We start from the raw sequence: 17629 nt of genomic DNA, 5'->3' as shown, positions 1-17629 counted from the left end.
TGAATAAAGGATATGACTCCAAGGGGAAAAGGCACCAGCGAACGTAAGCGACTCCTCCTCGTAGGGCAGGTCAATAGTGGCAAGTCTACGCTCTTCAACCGCTTGCTGCGCCAAGAGCGGTCGCTCGTGTCCGACCAAGCTGGCACCACGACCGACAGCGTGGAGAAGCTCTTCGAGCTACCCAGCGTAGGACCCGTCCTATTGGTCGACACCCCAGGACTGGCCGACGACACCCCTCTCGGAGCCGAGCGACAGCGGGTCACGCAGCAAGCACTGCGCTCTGCCGATCTAGTCCTCTACCTCCTCAGTCATGAGGACACCCTCGACACTCCCATCATAGCAACTTTGCGAGAGGCTAATGTGCCGACGCTTCCGATCATTGCGCGTGCCGATCTGCCAGAGCAAAGCTCGTGGCTAGAGCGACAAGAGGAAATTATTCGAAGCTTCGGCCATGCCCCGCTCACGCTTCGTCAGGACGATGACGAGAGCCTCGACACCCTACTGGAGACGATCAAGCGGACGCTACGCAACGAATCCGAGCCGGAGCCCTCGCTCCTAGGTAATCTCTGCGAAACGGGCGATCTCGTACTCCTCGTGATGCCACAAGATAGCGCAGCACCCGCAGGACGACTGATCTTGCCACAGGTACAGACCATTCGTGCGCTGCTAGACAGAGGTTGCCACGCGCTATGCGTCACACCAGAGCAACTCCCCGCAGCCCTATCACAGCTGGCAGCTCCGCCTCAGCTCATCATCACCGACTCGCAAGTCTTCGCCACGGTCGAGCCATTGGTCCCCGAGGGTTGTCGGCTCACCTCTTTCTCCATCCTCATGAGTGCCCAGCGTGGCGACCTCGAGCGACTGGTCGCAGGGGCTAATGCCATTGGTCGGCTCACTCCCTCCAGCCGTCTGCTCATAGCAGAGGCTTGCACCCACGCTCCCGAGGGCGAAGATATCGGCACCGTCAAGCTCCCCCGCCTCCTACGCAAGCGCATCGGTGAGGCACTCACCATAGAGCATGTGTCGGGTAGAGACTTTCCCGAGGACCTCACGCCCTACGACCTCGTCATCCACTGCGGTGCTTGCATGTTCAACCGACGCATGCTCGTCGCCCGCCAAGACCTCGCCACGGCTCAGCAAGTGCCGATGACCAACTACGGGCTGGCGATAGCCTACCTCACCGGCATCCTTAACAAAGTGACCCTGCCATAGTGGACGCTCATCAGTTGTCGCGGTCGCTCGTAGGTAGCAAATTAGTATCTTTGTGCAATAGTACTACAAGTAGACCTCATGACTGATCCCAACTCTCTCGAAACGACCGCCACGGAGTGTCCCGACATCTCGGTGGTTATACCCTTGCTCAACGAGGCTGAGAGCCTCCCCGAGCTCTACGAGCGTATCGTAGCTCACACCGCTGAGGTGGGGCTGAGCTACGAGATCATCTTCGTCGACGATGGCAGTAGCGACGACTCGTGGGCGGTGATCGAGCAATTGGCGGAGCACGATAAGGCGGTGCATGGCATCAAGTTTCGTCGCAACTACGGCAAGTCACCAGCACTGCAATGTGGCTTCGCTCGTACTCGTGGCCGAGTGGTCTTCACGATGGATGCCGACCTGCAAGACGCTCCTGAGGAGATCGGCGGGATGTACAACATGATCGTCCATGAGGGGTACGACCTCGTGAGCGGGTGGAAGAAGAAACGCTACGATCCGCTCTCCAAGACAATCCCCACGAAGCTCTTTAATGCGACCGCAAGGCGCGTCTCAGGAATCAAGAACCTGCACGACTTCAACTGCGGGCTCAAGGCGTATCGAGCAGAGGTGGTGCATAGCATCGAGCTGTACAACGATATGCACCGCTATATCCCTTATTTAGCAAAGAACGCAGGCTTCGCCAAAATTGGCGAGCAGGTGGTGCACCACGCGCCTCGTAAGTATGGACACTCGAAGTTTGGACTAGACCGCTTCTTCAATGGCTATCTCGATCTCCTGACGCTATGGTTCACGCATCGCTTCGGACGCAAGCCAATGCACTTCTTCGGTTTCTGGGGGTCGCTCATGTTTCTCGTTGGCTTCATAGCACTCATCGTGGTCCTCTCGGTCAAGCTCTCCGCACTCATCAGTGGCACCCCCGCACCGCTCGTGACAGATCGAGTCTACTTCTACATCTCTCTCGCAGCGATGATCATCGGCGTGCAACTCTTCTGTGCAGGCTTCATCGGAGAGATGATCACACGCCGCGATCCCAATCGTGACATCTATAATATAGAAACAGAACTATGACTAAGACTTTCGACCAAATCATATCAACACGGCGTACGGTGCGCCACTTTGACGCGACCAAGCCGATGACTCGTGCTGAGCTCATGCCAATCCTGGAGGCTGGGCGACTAGCTCCCTCGGCAAAGAACTTTCAGCCCCTCCGCTTCGTCGTCGTACTCTCTGAGGAGGAGCGCACGAAGCTCCACGCCATCAGTCAGCAGCCTTGGTTTTACCACGCTCCGAGTTATATCGTCATCATCGTCGACCACGACAAGGCGTGGCAGCGTCCGCACTGTGACCTCACTTATGTAGATACCTCGATAGCACTGACACACATGCTCCTCAAGGCGGAGGATATGGGTCTAGGGGCTACGACCGTGGCAGCCTTCGACCAGGAGATATGCCGTGAGCTACTCCAGATACCTGAGCATGAGGAGCCGATACTCATCTTAGCGGTGGGGCATCCCGACCCAGCCTTTGCCGGCAAAGAGGGCAATCCACGTCGCAAGACGATGGAGGAACTGGTCACCTTCATCTAATCTTATCGCATCGCCATGCGTCGCACCGTCACCTTACTATTCCTCTCGCTCATCCTGCTGAGCGGATGCCACAAAGAGGCACCTTACAGAAGTGCCGAGGGGCTCATCTTTGGCACGCTCTATCGCATCACCTATCAGGCTGACGAGGACTTATCTGATCAGATCAATGAGGCACTACAAGAGGTCAATCATGTGGCAAACCCCTTTGACTCGACCTCTATGATCTATGCGGTCAACAACAACTTGTCGATGACGGTGGACAGCACCTTCTACGCGATCTACAGCGTGGCGCGGAGGGTCTACGAGCAGTCAGGCGGTGCCTACGACGTGACCATCGCTCCGCTGGTCAATGCGTGGGGCTTTGGCTTCGAGCAGGGCTATCCGCTCACGCAACCACAGGTGGATAGTTTGCTGGAGCTGGTCGGTATGGACAAAGTCTCCTGCACCCCCACTGAGTTGACCAAGGCGAACCCCGCTATGGAGCTAGACTTCGCCTCTGTTGCCAAGGGGTACGCCTCTGATCTCGTGGGCGAAAGGCTACGTAAGGCGGGCGTGACCAACTACCTAGTGGAGATAGGTGGCGAGATCGCTTACTCGGGACGCAACCCTCGAGGTGCCGCATGGCGCGTCGGCATCTCTAAGCCTGATCTGGACTCACTGGGGATAAGCCAGGAGCTACAAGAGATCATTGACTTGCCAGGCGAGCGTGGAGGACTAGCCACCTCGGGCAACTATCGTAACTACAAAGTCGCAGCCGACGGAAGGATCTACGGACATACCATCTCCGCTCTGAGCGGTTACCCCGCAGAGAGTGATATCCTGAGTGCCTCAGTCATCGCTCCTACCTGCGCTGAGGCGGATGCGCTAGCGACAGCCTTTATGGCATCGGGTTACGAGGGCTCTGAGACGATGCGCAAGCAGCTTTCGTCTGACGTCTCTTATCTACTCTTCGTCTCGACAGGCGATTCGTTAGCTTTTACCCCCATCTCTAGTTCCTCCTTTCCTCGATCGCACTGACGTTGGCTTGCTTCTCTAGCGATATAGGACGGACTTTCTTATCTTTGCACCATATAGCCATACATTATGACCCAATCATCGCTTCCCAATAGAGCTGTCAACGATCAGCCAAGCTATCTAGACGAGGGCTCACGCCCCACCTTCTCGCAGATCCTTCGTTTGATCCTGAAGCAGTGGTACTGGTTTGTACTCTCTGTCGCACTCTTTGTCGTACTGGGCAAGGTCATCGCAGACCATCGTCCTCTAGGGCGTCAGACGTACTACATGCACCTCTCCTCACGGCAACCACACGAGCTGACGGAGCCGATCATGCAGCTGAGCGACTCGACGCTCAAGACGTCGCCTTGGACGCCTGAGTATATCGCAGCTTTGCTCAGTACGACGACGGCCGTCGAAGAGGCGGGCAAGCGTATTGACTTTCAGGTGAACTACTGGGTCAAAACGCCCTTTGGGATGCGTGACTACTACAATCAGACACCGATCATCGTACGCTTTGGCAATCTCCTACCGACGGACAAGCTGGACTGTATCGCTCGGCTTGATGATCCAGTGCATCCGAAGCAGGTTACGATGAGTGCGTTCTCAGGCGTCGTGCAGGGTCAGCCGCTTTATGAGCCGTACGATGTAGTCATCCCTGTCGGTACGACTCAGGAGACTCCCGTCGGGCCTATCACTGTGACACTTGACGATCCTGCGCAGCACTACCCTTACCATATCGATCAGGAGTATACGGAGATCCCTATCACCTACTCTCCGCTCGTAGATACCCGCGTTGCCTACGAGCAGGATATGGAGATAACGATGAAAAAGGAAGACTTACCCCTCTCCTCGGTGATACGTGTCGAGCTACCCTCTAATCGCTCCGAGCGTCGCTGTCTAGGCCTACTCTATGAGATGTACGTTGTCACCGATAGTCTAGGCTGGGCCGAGCAACTAAGTGATGAGGGCGTCACCGATTCGCTAGGGCGCTTTGCCGGGTCGATACCAGTGGCAGGGCTGTCGCCATTTAGACTGATTGACAAGCCTCGCGTGCTGAGAGAGATGCAGCCAGACCTATTCATCATCGCAGGGATGGGACTCCTCGGTCTACTCCTGCCGCTACTCCTGATGTACATCTACTGGGCTATACGAGGCGTCATCTACTACGTCTCCGAGTTGCCCAGCCTCCTACGTCGTCGCCTCACACTAGACCTGCAGCGAGATCGTAAGGGCAAGAACGCTCTCTATCTCAATCTCGAGGAGCTGTGCAGTCTCGTCTCGCCAGCACAAGGCGAGCCACACACCATACAGCTCGCTACACCCAATAGCACGAAGTATCACGACCAGCTCATAGCGGAGCTACAGCAAGCCTTACAGCAGAGAGGTGTCTCTTGCGCCGTCTGGCACTTAGACTTAGCAGAGCAAAAGGCTGTTAGCAAGACACCCAGTGACGTCTACCACACTACGCTCACACCTGGTCTGATAGGTTCCACCGCTTTCCAGCAGCAACTCAAGCAGCTACAGGCGCAACACCAGCTCACGATCATCGCTCCGCCAGCACTTACAAAGGATCCTACCGCTTATCTCCTCTCTAGTATCCTAGAGCAGAGCCTCTACTGCATCTATCGTGGCAGCACAAGAGTCAGAGCGATCAAGCGTGTCGTCCATCAGCTACAGATCAGACAGCAGCTAGACCGCTCCCGCATAGAGACCCTTTGGATTGAGTAACTAAGGGTCGCTACCCTACTTTTTATCGATCAGACTATGACTACTGAAGGTAAAGACTCTAGGAGTAAGGCCCTTGATCTGACCCAGCTGCGTCCTGCAGCATCAGACGTTAGCGGGACTGTCGGTCTCTTCGGTGGCAGCTTTGACCCGCTACACATCGGGCACCTTGCTCTCTGTGACTACATCTTGGCTTATCCGGAGCTGTCGGGACTAACGCAAATATGGTTCATGCCTACCCCGCAGAACCCGCTTAAGGAGCAAGGCCCCACGCTACCCTACACGCTACGCTGCCACATGATCGAGCAGGCCATCCAGTCCGATCCACGCTACGAGCTCTGCACGATCGAGTCCATGCTGCCTGAGCCACACTACACGCTAGAGACGCTCTCCGCTCTCGAGGAGCACTACCCGCACTGCTCCTTCAGCCTCATCATCGGTGCTGACAGCCTAGCATCACTCTCCCAGTGGTATCGCCACGGCGAGCTCATAGATCGTCTGCCACTCGTAGTCTATCCGCGGAGAGGATACGACCTCTCCCAGCTCGTCGAGCAGTATCCCACAGCTCAGATACGATTGCTCAGCGCAGCGCCTCTGATAGAGATCTCCTCCACAGCGATCCGCCAGGCACTCCACGAGGGGCGCGACCTGCGCCACTGGCTTCCTCAACCTGCACTATACGACACACTCTCTAAAGCGACCACTCCTTATGAACAACGACCGAATGGTACAACTAGCCTCCTATCAGGTCGAAGAGGAGGCTCTCGCCCTCCTCGATCTGCTCTCCGATCACGGCATACCCGCCACCATACGCAATAGTTACAGCGCTCGGATGCTCAGCGCATTCGTTGATGTAGGTGGCTTCATCATTGAGGTGCCAGAGAGTGCCCGTCCGCAGGTGCAAGAGCTTATAGACAGTGGCGAGCTCGTCCTACCCGACGAGAGCGACGAGCCTACGACACGTCTCACGCAGTGGGTCACCAGACTACCCCTCCCAGCCCAGTGGTCTCTAGAGAAGCGGCTCACCATGCTCCTCTGCCTACTCGTCGCCATCGGGATCATCATCGCTCTCATAGTCCTCATCGTCTCGTAAAGATGGTCCATTAAGGCAGTAGCCTACGGGATCAAGCAAAAAAAAGAAGCCCCCGAAAGTGTTGCCGTCTGTCGGCACCCTTTTGGGGGCTTTTGTTATTAGGAAATGAAGATGTTTAAGCAGTGGCTTTTATTCTCTGCCTTATCAGCTGATGATTGGCATTGACAAGGCTCACAATTTGGTCGTGGTATGAGCTGTTTTGGTTGCACACACCACGGCTCTGTATTACTTGTAGTGTGTCAAGAGAGACCTCTATCGTCTCTATTCGCTTGCCCTCAATAGTAGCCGAAAGGATAAGCGAGTTCTCTTTGAGATAGTACTCATTTGAAAATAGGCAGTGATGCAATTCAGCACCTTCGTCTATATAGAGAATGTTGCGCGAAGTGCTATTCTCGCACATATGATTCATCAAATGTGCTAAGACTTTGAACGAAGGATGAGATGCCAGGCGCTGAGGGCAAGGTGCACGTAGGGCACCAGGCACACACAAAAGGATAAGGGTGATGGGAGCGTACTAGCGTACGTGACCGAGCCCGAATTCCGAAAGCAACGAAGCAGATCGCCTTCGTGCAACAGTCTCTTAAAGTTATTTGGTTGGTGCTGGGGTAGACCTAGGGAGCTTGAAACTGACAGGGATGGTAAAGCGGGCTCTTGCTGGCTGGCCATCCTGCATACCTGGCTTCCAATTGGGCATCGCATTGACCACTCTTAGCGCCTCGTTGTCTAGTGACTCATCTATGCCCCTAAAGACTTTGGCATTGGAGACGGAGCCATCCTTCTCAATCACGAATGAGATCATCACACGTCCCTCAATCTTGCCATCAACGGCCTCCTTTGGATACTGGATATTTTGGCTAAGCCACTCCATCATTGCCTTTCCTCCTCCTGGGAATTCAGGCATATTATCTAGGTCCTCAAAGACCTTTTCCTTAACTTCTGCAGATTGTTGGGTTTTGAAGCTGATTGGAACAAAGAAGCGGGCTCTTGCCGGTTGTCCATCTTGCATGCCTGGGTTCCACTTAGGCATGGCATTGATCACTCTTAGCGCCTCCTTGTCTAGTAACTCGTGGACACTTTTCTTTACCTCGACATTGGAGATAGAGCCATCCTTTTCGACAATAAATGAGACGATTACACGCCCCTCGATATTGCCGTCTACAGCATTCTTTGGGTATTGCATATTTTGGCTGATCCACTGCATCATTGCCTTTCCACCTCCTGGAAATTCAGGTAGTACATCTAGCTTTTCAAAGACCTTGTCTTCGGTTGGTGGCGGAGCCACCTCTGTGATGGTGCTTGCTTTGGCTTGCTTGATGGTGACCATCTGAGTAGCGAGTGCCAAGAAGGCTAGTACTGGAAGGGCCGAAAGTGCGTAAACTACGGCTAGTTTCTTGTTGGTTCTGTTCTTGCTGTTCATCATTACGATTCGTTTCTTTAGGTTTTGCATAGAAAATGAGAGCGAGGGTAGCTCTACCTTTCGGCCTAGTGTACACTCCAGTAACTGGTACTGGTAGGTCTTTCGGTCTCTTCCCTCTCGCAACACCCCTTGGTCTGCTAGGTACTCAAGGTTAGTGCGCAGTTGTTGGAGCAATCCCCATGCACATGGATTCCACCACTGTAAGGGCTGCAGCACCGTACTAATGATGATATCCCAATAGTGCTTCTGCCTGATGTGCTCCAGCTCATGCGACAGAATAGTGGGTGTGATATCGCTTTGTGATAATGACTTGGGGATAAAGATCGCCCTGCCAATCGTGAAGGGGGCTAGCTCTTCATCTACCTCATAAAGTGTGGCGTTGTGACTGAGCTCGCGCTTCGTGGAAGTACGGCATAATCTATAGAGTTTGTACCCGCCAGAGGTGAGCCAGATGAGCGTACTTGCTGCACCAATAGCCCAAGTTGCCATCAGCACTCTGGTCCAGTCAATAGTGTTTCTCTTTGTAGCAGGTGCAGTGATGGTTGGTTCCTCCTCTATCACAATGGTGAAACTGGGGAGTAGCTTGTCTTGTGCCTCCTCTACCTCCCTTTCTGGTACTGCTAAAGAGAGCAGAGGGAGCAAAAGGCTAAAAACGATGGCGATAAGGTAATACCACCGCTTGGCTCGGAGTAGGGTGCTTTTGCGGAGCAATACCACTCCGAGGAGATAAAAGAGAGCAATCCCTATCCCCGACAGCCCTAGATATTTCAACCAAATCATCATACCACTTACTCCTCTTCAATTAGTTTCAAAATCTCTGAGATCTCCTCCTTGCTTACCTTCTCCTCCTGTGCAAAGTGCTGCACCAGACTTTTGTACGAGCCTTTGAAGAAGTTGGCAACAATGTATTTGATGGTCTTGTCGGTGTACTCCTCCAGGCTTACCAAAGGGGCATAGAGGTGTCCACGTCGCTTCCCCGTTCGAGTAACATACCCTTTGCTCTCCAGTTTATTAACCACCGAAGCCACCGTGGTGTAGGGAGTATCCGAATGCTCCATCAGGGGGATAGCATCGCTTATCTCTCCCTCTCCAATATGCCATAGTGCACGCATAAAATCCTCCTCGAGAGGAGATAGTCCGTTTAGAAAGTTTGGCTCACTCATATTGTTGTTATCTACGATCAATGTCCTTTCTACGATTTATTCGTAGCAAAGTTACGACAATTTCGTAGATAAACGAACTTTCGCCCAATATTTTTATCCCACATCGCTAGAAGTGGCTCGAACAAGCAGACGATTCGGGTGTTAGGCATGTCAAACAAATCGCTAAAAACATCCGGCTCTATCAATGGGGCATTCTAAATTGGTATGATCACCCCATTTCCAATGGGGTGGTCGAAGGGATCAATAACAAGATCAAAGTCCTCAAAAGGATTGCCTACGGATACAGAGATGTGGACTACTTTCAACTAAGACTTTATGCTCTCCACGATCAGGTCATCACACAAAATCTCGGATGAACCAAAAAAAGAATCTCCTCCCGAATCCACTACTACGGATATTCGGGAGGAGATTTCTTGTTAACCACAAATATGAAGGCTCAAAAGACAACTACATCCTCTCAAGCCCCAAAAAACAAAACAACTCAGTGTAGCAACGTTGCGCTCCCTCTTGGGCTTGAACCAAGGACCCCCTGATTAACAGTCAGATGCTCTAACCAACTGAGCTAAGGAAGCGTTCCAAATGTGAGTGCAAAGGTAATACATTTCTCCAATACCTGCAAATACTAATACCACAAGATTGCAAAAAATCTATCGCAAGTCCGACCAAGGCGTTGAAGTATAGACATTTGCAGGGCATACAACTCAAGCATTCATCGACATCTGTTTTTTTACTACAACGATTGCTATGGTTTGGACGTTTTTCGTTAGCTTGCCCCGAACGACTGGGGAAAGTAAGTGATTAGCCCCCAAACTCATGCCCCCTTGTGGGGCGAACAAGTGGAAGTAGCTGTATTAATACACGAAGCCTCAAACGCAAGAGTACACTTCGCACATCATACTCAAAATACACACATGTGGGTATTTCATATAATAATATAATCTGTGAACTTTGTAGCCGAAAGAAGGAGTGACGTCCAAATGGATCGCTTCTCCAAACTACACTAACAATATAAGCATTTATATCATGAGATATTTAGGACTAAACAGATGGGTACGCTACGTGGCCCTTTCTCTATTAATATCTACCTCCATAGGCCTTACAGCCATGGCTCAAAATGAGGTACACGATGAAGTCAAACTTGATGAAGTGGTCGTGACTGCTCAAAGAACACCAGAAGTGAAAAGTCAATCGGCGACGTCCATCTCAATTGTAACACGAAAGGAACTAGCGGAGCTCAATAAGACTATGCCAGACATGCAGGCTATCGTAGGCTTTTTGGTGCCAGGGATGGCCTCTACTGGCAATACGACTAGTGAGCGCTCCAACACTTTGAGAGGAAGAAGTGTACTAGTACTGATTGATGGCATTCCACAAACAACGCCTCTGCGGGCAACAAGCCGTGACCTTCGGACCATTGACCCAACGGCTGTAGAGCGAATTGAGGTGATCAAAGGTGCGACCGCACTTTATGGCAATGGAGCAAATGGTGGTATCATCAATATCGTGACGCGTAAGAACAGAAATGATAAGCCTTTCGGCGGTCAGTCTTACATAGCAATGCAGGATCACTCTTTGCTTAGCAATAAGACACAGTCATTTGGCTACCGTCTCAATCAGCAGCTCTATGGCAAGATAGGTGGTTTTGACTACATGGTTAATGGTGTGATCGGACAGACGGGTAGCTCGGTAGACGGAGATGGCGTATACCTCTCTCCTAGATATGGGCTAGGCGACACCCGCACATACAATGCCCTAGCAAAGGTCGGTTATCAAATAAGCGAGACAGCACGTATTGAGGGAATGTACAACTTCTTTAGGACCGTACAAAACAGTCCGCTCATTGCTAGTGGTGGTAAATACCTAGAAAGCCCACGCATCGGAATTAAAGGTGACCAGCCAAAAGAAGCAATCCCAGAGGGGATGGCGTACAATCACAATGCTTACATACGCTACACGCATCAAAACATCTTCAGCGGGACGAACTTTGAGGCGACCCTCCAGGGCCGTGCACTAAAGGTCGTGACAGACTACCGGATACATAATGAGAAGAAGCCTCGCTGGGAAGGCACTAGCGGGCAGGCAACCATTGAGGCAAAGCAGATCGGAGCAAAAGCTCAGCTTGACTCCAAACTCCCTCTGAGTGAGCAAGTATTTACAAAGCTCCTGTATGGAATAGACTTCACAATGGATCGTACTGGACAGCCTCTTGTAGACGGACGTTATTGGGTACCAGAGATGACAGCTCTTAACTTCGGACCATTTGTGCAAACCAAAACCACTATCGGCGACCTCCTCAACATCAAAGTGGGAGCAAGGTATGATCGCATCGACGTACACGTGCCAGACTATGAAGTCCTTCCAAAGAAGGCGGGCGTTGAGCGGACTAAGGTCCAAGGCGGTGTGCTGCCTTACAACAACCTATCCTTAAATGGTGGTGTGACCTTGAATAAGTGGAGAGTGTTCCAACCATTTTTAGCTTACTCTCAAGGCTTCTCCATATATGACCTAGGACGCACCTTGCGTGATGCCAAGAGTGATGTGCTGAGCAAAATAGAGACTTCGCCTGTTAAGACTCACAATGCCGAAATAGGCTTTTACTCTACCGTTAGAGGACTCTTTGGAGAGGCTTCAAGGCTAGAGACTTCTGGCGCAGTATTCTACACCTACGCAGCGCTTGGTAGTGACCTTAAAAGTGTAGATGGATTCTGGGTGGTAGATCGCTCACCCCAACGTATCGTAGGTGGAGAGCTATCAATGGATGCTACCATCAATAGACAGTGGCAGACGGGCGTTGGGTTCTCCATGATGGAGGGGAAGAAGTACGTTGATGGCTCTTGGGACCACTATATGAGTGGCCAGTCTATCCCTCCAATGAAGATTACAGCATATATCAATTGCCGCCCAACGAAACATAGCTATATACGCCTATATGGTATGTATACTGGAGCAAGGGACCGCTTTGCCACAAACGAAAAAGGGAAATATGCAGAGGGCGAAGGCAAGGTAACGCCTGTCACCTTATTGCATCTCAATGCAGGGCTTACGATAGATAAGTTCACCTACACATTGGGCATAGAAAACTTACTCAACACCACCTACTACACGGTTCAGTCTCAACTAGTAGCAAGAGATAACGAGTATACTCATGGTAATGGTCGTGTGATCAATCTCTCCATGACTTATAGATTTTAACTACTAGGAGGGCCAACTATCCTCCTTGTAGCAGCTAGCGGTGCGACCTTGGATATACAAAAGTCTGAGGTCGCACCAATTGTTTTTTAGGTTACAGTCTAGAATTAAATCAGATAAGATCGCTCTCTAGGGCAACACTTTGCTGTTCGATCCGTTATATTAGTATCACAACACATTATATATATGACACGTACACTTTACTACTGCATCATTATGGGAGTACTATCAATGCTAATAGGATCATGCCATGCATCAAAGGGGATCAAATCGGTAGATTCAGCTACCTTCAAAGCGGAAATAAGTAGTGCCACCGTACAGCTACTTGATGTACGCACAGCAGATGAATTTGCCAAAGGCCACCTCGAGAAGTCCATCAACATAGATGTGCATGAGTCACACTTCACTCAACTAGTCAACGCGAGATTCGACAAAAGTCAGCCCATATACCTCTATTGTCGGTCGGGCAAGAGGAGCATGATGGCCGCCCAGCTACTGGTAAAGGAAGGATACCAAATCGTTAATCTCAAGGATGGAATCCTCGGATGGTTGGATGCCGGCTATCCTATATCTCAATAGAGACTGTTGCATAAAGGCTAATCGCTGTGTTGCTTTCGGGATTCGGCTTCGGTCACATACGGTGGTATGCTCCCTTCAGACCTCACCCTCAGCGCCTTGCGCTTCATCCTTTCTGCAAAGTCTAGACAATCTTGCAAGCAAGATTGTGAGACTGTTGACTTTTGCAACAGTCTCCAAGAGTAACCCTGCTCTCTCGATCCCTAATTTCTAACTTCTAACCTCTAATCTCTAGTTACATATCTTTACAGGGAAATTCGTCCGATCCCCTCCTTTCTCGAATATCCACGTGGGAAATCTCAAATCTCCACGTGGATATTTTTTCTTCCCCACGTGGGCGCGATTCATTTCTTCCGAAGTTTCATTTGATTCTTCCGAAGTTTCATCTCATTCCTCCGAGGAATTTTTCATTCTCCACGTGGAGATTTCGAAATATCCACGTGGAAATCACTTTTCCCCGACACAGCGCCGTATCGACATGTAGTCGATTCTAAATTATTGTAACAAGCCGGCGTCGAATTTGCCCAGTCAAGAGCACTAGCACTACTAGCTAACAGCCAACAGCTACACAAGAGCGACAAACGAGAAGTCGAGAGGTCGATGAGCTCATTGTATATAATGCGTCAGCCCTGGGCAAAATCTAGTTCGATCTATCGCAAAGGGAAATATCCGTATCTTTGTAAGCGCAGAAAAAAAGACTGCACATAGGCTTGACTGAAGACTTATTCCTCCTCCATGACTACAGATAGAGATACGACCACCGCCCTACCCCACCTGAAGGTTATCTACACAGGCGGGACCATCGGGATGGTACAAGATACAGAGACCGGTGCGCTCAAAGCATTCCAATTTGACTACCTACGGGAGCATGTGCCAGAGCTTGATCAGCTCCACTGCACCTTCGACATAGAGCAGTGCGACCCGCCCATAGACTCTTCGGCTATCACGCCCGACCTGTGGGTCTGGCTAGGAGAGATGATCCAGCGAGAGATGCACCAGTATGATGGCTTCGTCATACTACATGGCACGGACACAATGGCTTACACCGCCTCTGCGCTGAGCTTTATGCTACAGGGGCTAGACAGGCCCGTCATCTTGACTGGCTCGCAGCTTCCCATAGGGAGGTTGCGGACGGATGGTAAGGAAAACCTGATCACAGCCTTTGAGATTGCCTTGGCTAGACGTGCCGATGGTGAGCCTATGATCCCCGAAGTGGCCGTTTACTTTGAGGATTACCTCTACCGTGGCAACCGTACGCTCAAGTATAGTGCCGAGCACTTTGAGGCATTCGCCTCGCCCAACTATCCGCACCTAGCTTTCGCAGGGATCGATATTAAGTATAGCCCGAGTGCTATCGGCTTTGACGAGCCAGCTTTGTCGCAAGCGTGGAGACCCGCTTTCGATGGGCACGTAGTGGTGCTCAAACTGTTTCCAGGACTATCAGCCTCACTCCTAGATCACATCCTACACACGCCAGACCTCAGGGGAGTGGTACTAGAAACCTTCGGCAGTGGCAATGCCCCAACGAGCGAAGCTTTTCTCTCTGCTATAAAAGAAGCTGTGGCACGTGGCATCACGATCGTCAATGTGACGCAGTGCTACTCCGGATCGGTCGTCATGGGGCGCTATGAGACGGGCAATGTGCTCAGCCAGACGGGTGTCATCGGGGGAGGTGACATGACCACCGAGAGTGCTACCACGAAGCTGATGTACCTCCTAGCGCAAGATCTATCTCCAGAGGAGGTGGCGCATCTGATGCAAGTCTCTCTACGTGGCGAGCTGACGGTATGATACGATTTATGAGCCTAGCGAGTGGTAGCACGGGCAACTGCTACTACCTCGAGCACGATGGCCAGGGGCTCCTCATAGATGCGGGCATAGCACTCTACGACATCAAGACTGGTCTAGAGCAAGCGGGCCTCTCGCTAGAGCACGATGTGCAGGCGATCCTCCTGACTCACAATCATGCCGACCATGCACGCACAGTGGGCAAGCTGGCCAATCGCTACGAACTACCTGTCTATGCGACTCATCCAGTGCAATGCGGGCTAGACTATATGAGAGGCATGGAGCGCATCAAGCACGATATGCGCTATGCCATCGAGCCAGAGGTGCCCTTTGAGCTGATAGGACTCGTGGTGACTCCATTCTCCGTACCTCACGATAGTGCAGACAATGTGGGGTACCATATCTCTTCGGCAGATGGTTTTTCATTTACCCTAGCGACAGATATAGGTCATCTGACCCCGACGATAGAGGACTACGCTAGCTTGGCACACCATCTGGTGCTGGAGTCCAACTACGATCCCGAGATGCTCCGAATTGGTAAGTACCCGCCCTTCCTCAAGAAGCGGATCAGTGGCCCTCTGGGGCATCTGAGCAATGATGAGTCGGTGGAGTTTCTCTGTCGTATCTGGCAGCCCACGATGCGTAACGTCTTCCTCTGCCACCTCAGCAAGGAAAACAATCACCCCGAGCTAGTACGCAAGACCTTCGACATACGTCTCTTCGCTGAGGGGATCCGCGTCGGCAAGGATGTCTACGTCACACCGCTGCAGCGTAACCACTGCAGTCCCATGTACCTGCTAGAGACCTAGAGCAGGAGAGGCTCCTGAGCTTAGCACCAAGCCTCGGGCGTCTGCAAAGTCAGGACAGCCAGGACGAATCTTTTACTCTTTTTCGTCTTCCCGATTAAACCTTCCCATAAGTAGACTCTCTAAGGACTCAGAAAAACCCGCGAGAGTGCGGGTCTCGGAAGTAAAACAAATGTATTGCGTGGTGACACGCGCTGTGCCTGCCTTTGGATTTAAGCTTTTTACGAGGGCGCTACGGGCACCAGAAAGAAGGCACAAATGTTTTTATCGATATGGTTGTTCCCCTGTGCCTTCTTTCTTTTTTTCGTATCTTTGGAATCGCCAATCGCACCACAACGTGGGAGGTTGGTGATTTCTTCGTTTATATACTGCACATATCAATCCTAACAATATAGTAATCAAGAACTATGACAAAGAATGCACTGACTAGGCTCTCAGTCCTACTCACTACACTTCTACTCCTAGGCACAAGCCAGAGCTACGCCTGCACAGGGCTACTCGTTGGCAAGAAGGCCTCCGCCGATGGATCGGTGATGATCTCTTATAGTGCTGACTCACACACGCTCTACGGTGAGCTATACTACTGGCCAGCTGCCGATCACGCTCCTGGATCTATGCGACAGATCACTGAGTGGGACTCAGGCAAGCCTCTCGGACAGATACCTGAGGTGGCACACACCTACGCCGTCATCGGCAATATGAATGAGCACGCTCTAGCTATCACCGAGTCTACATGGGGTGGTCGTGAGGAGCTAATGGATCCAAACGGCTTGATGGACTATGGTAGCCTCATCTATGTAACCTTGCAGCGCGCTAAGACGGCTCGTGAGGCTATCGAGGTGATGACTACTCTGGTCAAGGAGTATGGCTACGCTAGCTCTGGTGAGAGTATCTCCATAGCTGACAAAAATGAGGCGTGGGTGCTCGAGCTAGTCAGCAAGGGCAAGTACGGCAAGGGCGCTGTATGGGTCGCTATGCGTATCCCTGACAATGCGATCTCTGCACATGCTAACCAGGCGCGCATCCAGCAGATCAAGTTCAACGATCCTGATAACTGTCTCTACGCTCCCGACGTGATCGACTTCGCTCGTGAGAGAGGATTCTACAAGGGTTCGGACCGGGACTTTAGCTTCCAAAAGGCTTACAACCCCTACACACCAGGTGGTCTACGTGGCTGCGAGGCACGTGTATGGGCTTTCTTCAATAAGTTTAGCGACAATATGAAGCAGTACGAGCGCTTCGTCATGGGTGACGAAAAGGCCTCCAAGCCTATGCCACTCTACGTTGTCCCCAACCGCAAGCTCTCTGTTGCTGACGTACGAGACATGATGCGTGACCACTACGAGGGTACACCGATGGATATGACCAAGGACGTAGGTGCTGGTCCCTACGCTGTGCCTTACCGCTGGCGCCCGATGACCTTCGAGGTAGATGGTCAGACCTACGTCAATGAGCGTGCGATCGCTACACAGCAGACGGGCTTCGTGCTAGTAGCTCAGCTCAGACCTAACCTGCCAGACGCTTTCAGCATCTTGTGGTTTGGTGTAGATGATGCCAATACGGCTGTCTTTACGCCTGTCTACTGCTCTTCACTCCGCACGCCTGAGTGCTACCGTGTGGGCAATGGCGATATGATGCACTTCTCCTGGACGAGTGCATTCTGGATCCACAACTGGGTAGCCAATATGGCTTATGCACGCTATGCTCCTATGATGCAGGATATTCGTCCCGTACAGCAGCAGCTGGAGCAGAGCTTCGACAAGATCGTCTCGGAGATCGATCAGCAGGCTCTAGCCATCTACCAGCAAGACCCGATGAAGGCTCGCGAAGTCCTCACGACCTTCTCCTGCGAGACCGCTGACTATGCGACACACCGCTGGAAGAAGCTCGGCGAGTACCTACTCGTCAAGTATATGGACGGAAACATGAAGAAGGAGGAGAACGGGCAGTTCAAGACCAACGGCTATGGTATGAGCGATATGCCTTACTTCCCTGGCTACGACAAGGCCTACTACAAGCGCATCGCTGAGACGACTGGCGATCTGCTCAAGATCAATGAGTAAGCCCTAAGAGCA

At 51.8% G+C, this 17629-nt stretch carries 14 protein-coding genes, 1 tRNA gene and 2 pseudogenes; 13 read left to right on the top strand and 4 right to left on the bottom strand.

Annotated features, from left to right (window positions below; genetic code table 11):
- Nucleotides 1-12 precede the first annotated feature (12 nt).
- The 7 genes from hydF to Q2J34_RS04845 all read left to right on the top strand — a co-directional run bounded on the left by hydF (nt 13) and on the right by Q2J34_RS04845 (nt 6615).
- Entirely contained in the window at nt 13-1212 is a 1200-nt protein-coding gene (hydF, locus tag Q2J34_RS04875; RefSeq protein ID WP_300969422.1) for a [FeFe] hydrogenase H-cluster maturation GTPase HydF, read from the top strand.
- Nucleotides 1213-1290: 78 nt separating this feature from the next.
- Nucleotides 1291-2283, top strand: coding sequence for a glycosyltransferase (locus Q2J34_RS04870; RefSeq protein WP_300969421.1), 993 nt, complete (start codon nt 1291-1293; stop codon nt 2281-2283).
- The gene (locus Q2J34_RS04865; RefSeq protein WP_300969420.1) at nt 2280-2801 is read left to right on the top strand and encodes a nitroreductase family protein; all 522 of its coding nucleotides are present in this window, start codon (nt 2280-2282) and stop codon (nt 2799-2801) included. The genes Q2J34_RS04870 and Q2J34_RS04865 overlap by 4 nt, the downstream gene beginning before the upstream one ends.
- Nucleotides 2802-2816: 15 nt before the next feature.
- A complete protein-coding gene (locus Q2J34_RS04860) occupies nt 2817-3818 on the top strand; it encodes an FAD:protein FMN transferase (RefSeq protein ID WP_300969419.1) in 1002 nt (333 codons plus the stop codon).
- 66 nt (nt 3819-3884) lie between these two features.
- Nucleotides 3885-5525, top strand: coding sequence for a hypothetical protein (locus Q2J34_RS04855; RefSeq protein ID WP_300969418.1), 1641 nt, complete (start codon nt 3885-3887; stop codon nt 5523-5525).
- 36 nt (nt 5526-5561) lie between these two features.
- Nucleotides 5562-6341, top strand: a complete 780-nt coding sequence (gene nadD / locus Q2J34_RS04850; RefSeq protein WP_300969417.1) for a nicotinate (nicotinamide) nucleotide adenylyltransferase — start codon at nt 5562-5564, stop codon at nt 6339-6341.
- Nucleotides 6232-6615, top strand: coding sequence for a hypothetical protein (locus Q2J34_RS04845; protein ID WP_300969416.1), 384 nt, complete (start codon nt 6232-6234; stop codon nt 6613-6615). Before nadD ends, Q2J34_RS04845 begins: the two co-directional genes overlap by 110 nt.
- Before the next feature lie 115 nt (nt 6616-6730).
- On the opposite strand, the pseudogene Q2J34_RS04840 reads toward Q2J34_RS04845, so the two are convergent.
- The 3 genes and pseudogenes from Q2J34_RS04840 to Q2J34_RS04830 form a co-directional block, all read right to left on the bottom strand.
- Nucleotides 6731-6973, bottom strand: a pseudogene (locus Q2J34_RS04840) (PcfJ domain-containing protein); the annotation flags it as partial.
- A gap of 228 nt (nt 6974-7201) precedes the next feature.
- The gene (locus Q2J34_RS04835) at nt 7202-8815 is read right to left on the bottom strand and encodes a M56 family metallopeptidase (RefSeq protein WP_298889147.1); all 1614 of its coding nucleotides are present in this window, start codon (nt 8813-8815) and stop codon (nt 7202-7204) included.
- A gap of 5 nt (nt 8816-8820) precedes the next feature.
- A complete protein-coding gene (locus Q2J34_RS04830) occupies nt 8821-9195 on the bottom strand; it encodes a BlaI/MecI/CopY family transcriptional regulator (protein ID WP_013760127.1) in 375 nt (124 codons plus the stop codon).
- Nucleotides 9196-9317: 122 nt separating this feature from the next.
- Here Q2J34_RS04830 and Q2J34_RS04825 point away from each other — a divergent pair.
- Nucleotides 9318-9551, top strand: a pseudogene (locus Q2J34_RS04825) (transposase); the annotation flags it as partial.
- Between the two features lie 142 nt (nt 9552-9693).
- Here Q2J34_RS04825 and Q2J34_RS04820 read toward each other — a convergent pair.
- Nucleotides 9694-9767: transfer RNA gene (locus Q2J34_RS04820), tRNA-Asn, on the bottom strand.
- A 451-nt stretch (nt 9768-10218) separates the two neighbouring features.
- On the opposite strand from Q2J34_RS04820, the gene Q2J34_RS04815 reads away from it, so the two are divergent.
- The 5 genes from Q2J34_RS04815 to Q2J34_RS04795 all read left to right on the top strand — a co-directional run bounded on the left by Q2J34_RS04815 (nt 10219) and on the right by Q2J34_RS04795 (nt 17617).
- A complete protein-coding gene (locus tag Q2J34_RS04815) occupies nt 10219-12387 on the top strand; it encodes a TonB-dependent receptor (RefSeq protein ID WP_298889144.1) in 2169 nt (722 codons plus the stop codon).
- 183 nt (nt 12388-12570) lie between these two features.
- The gene (locus Q2J34_RS04810) at nt 12571-12963 is read left to right on the top strand and encodes a rhodanese-like domain-containing protein (RefSeq protein ID WP_298889142.1); all 393 of its coding nucleotides are present in this window, start codon (nt 12571-12573) and stop codon (nt 12961-12963) included.
- Nucleotides 12964-13695: 732 nt separating this feature from the next.
- Nucleotides 13696-14751: an asparaginase gene (locus tag Q2J34_RS04805; protein ID WP_298887406.1), complete on the top strand. Its 1056-nt coding sequence runs from the start codon at nt 13696-13698 to the stop codon at nt 14749-14751.
- Nucleotides 14748-15557: an MBL fold metallo-hydrolase gene (locus tag Q2J34_RS04800; protein WP_300969415.1), complete on the top strand. Its 810-nt coding sequence runs from the start codon at nt 14748-14750 to the stop codon at nt 15555-15557. The genes Q2J34_RS04805 and Q2J34_RS04800 overlap by 4 nt, the downstream gene beginning before the upstream one ends.
- Nucleotides 15558-15961: 404 nt before the next feature.
- Nucleotides 15962-17617: a dipeptidase gene (locus tag Q2J34_RS04795; protein ID WP_300969414.1), complete on the top strand. Its 1656-nt coding sequence runs from the start codon at nt 15962-15964 to the stop codon at nt 17615-17617.
- Nucleotides 17618-17629: the final 12 nt, after the last annotated feature.

It is taken from the genome of Porphyromonas vaginalis (assembly GCF_958301595.1).
Lineage (GTDB): Bacteria > Bacteroidota > Bacteroidia > Bacteroidales > Porphyromonadaceae > Porphyromonas > Porphyromonas vaginalis.
Note: the sequence above shows the minus strand (reverse complement) of the source record. Positions and strands in the feature narration are given on the sequence as shown.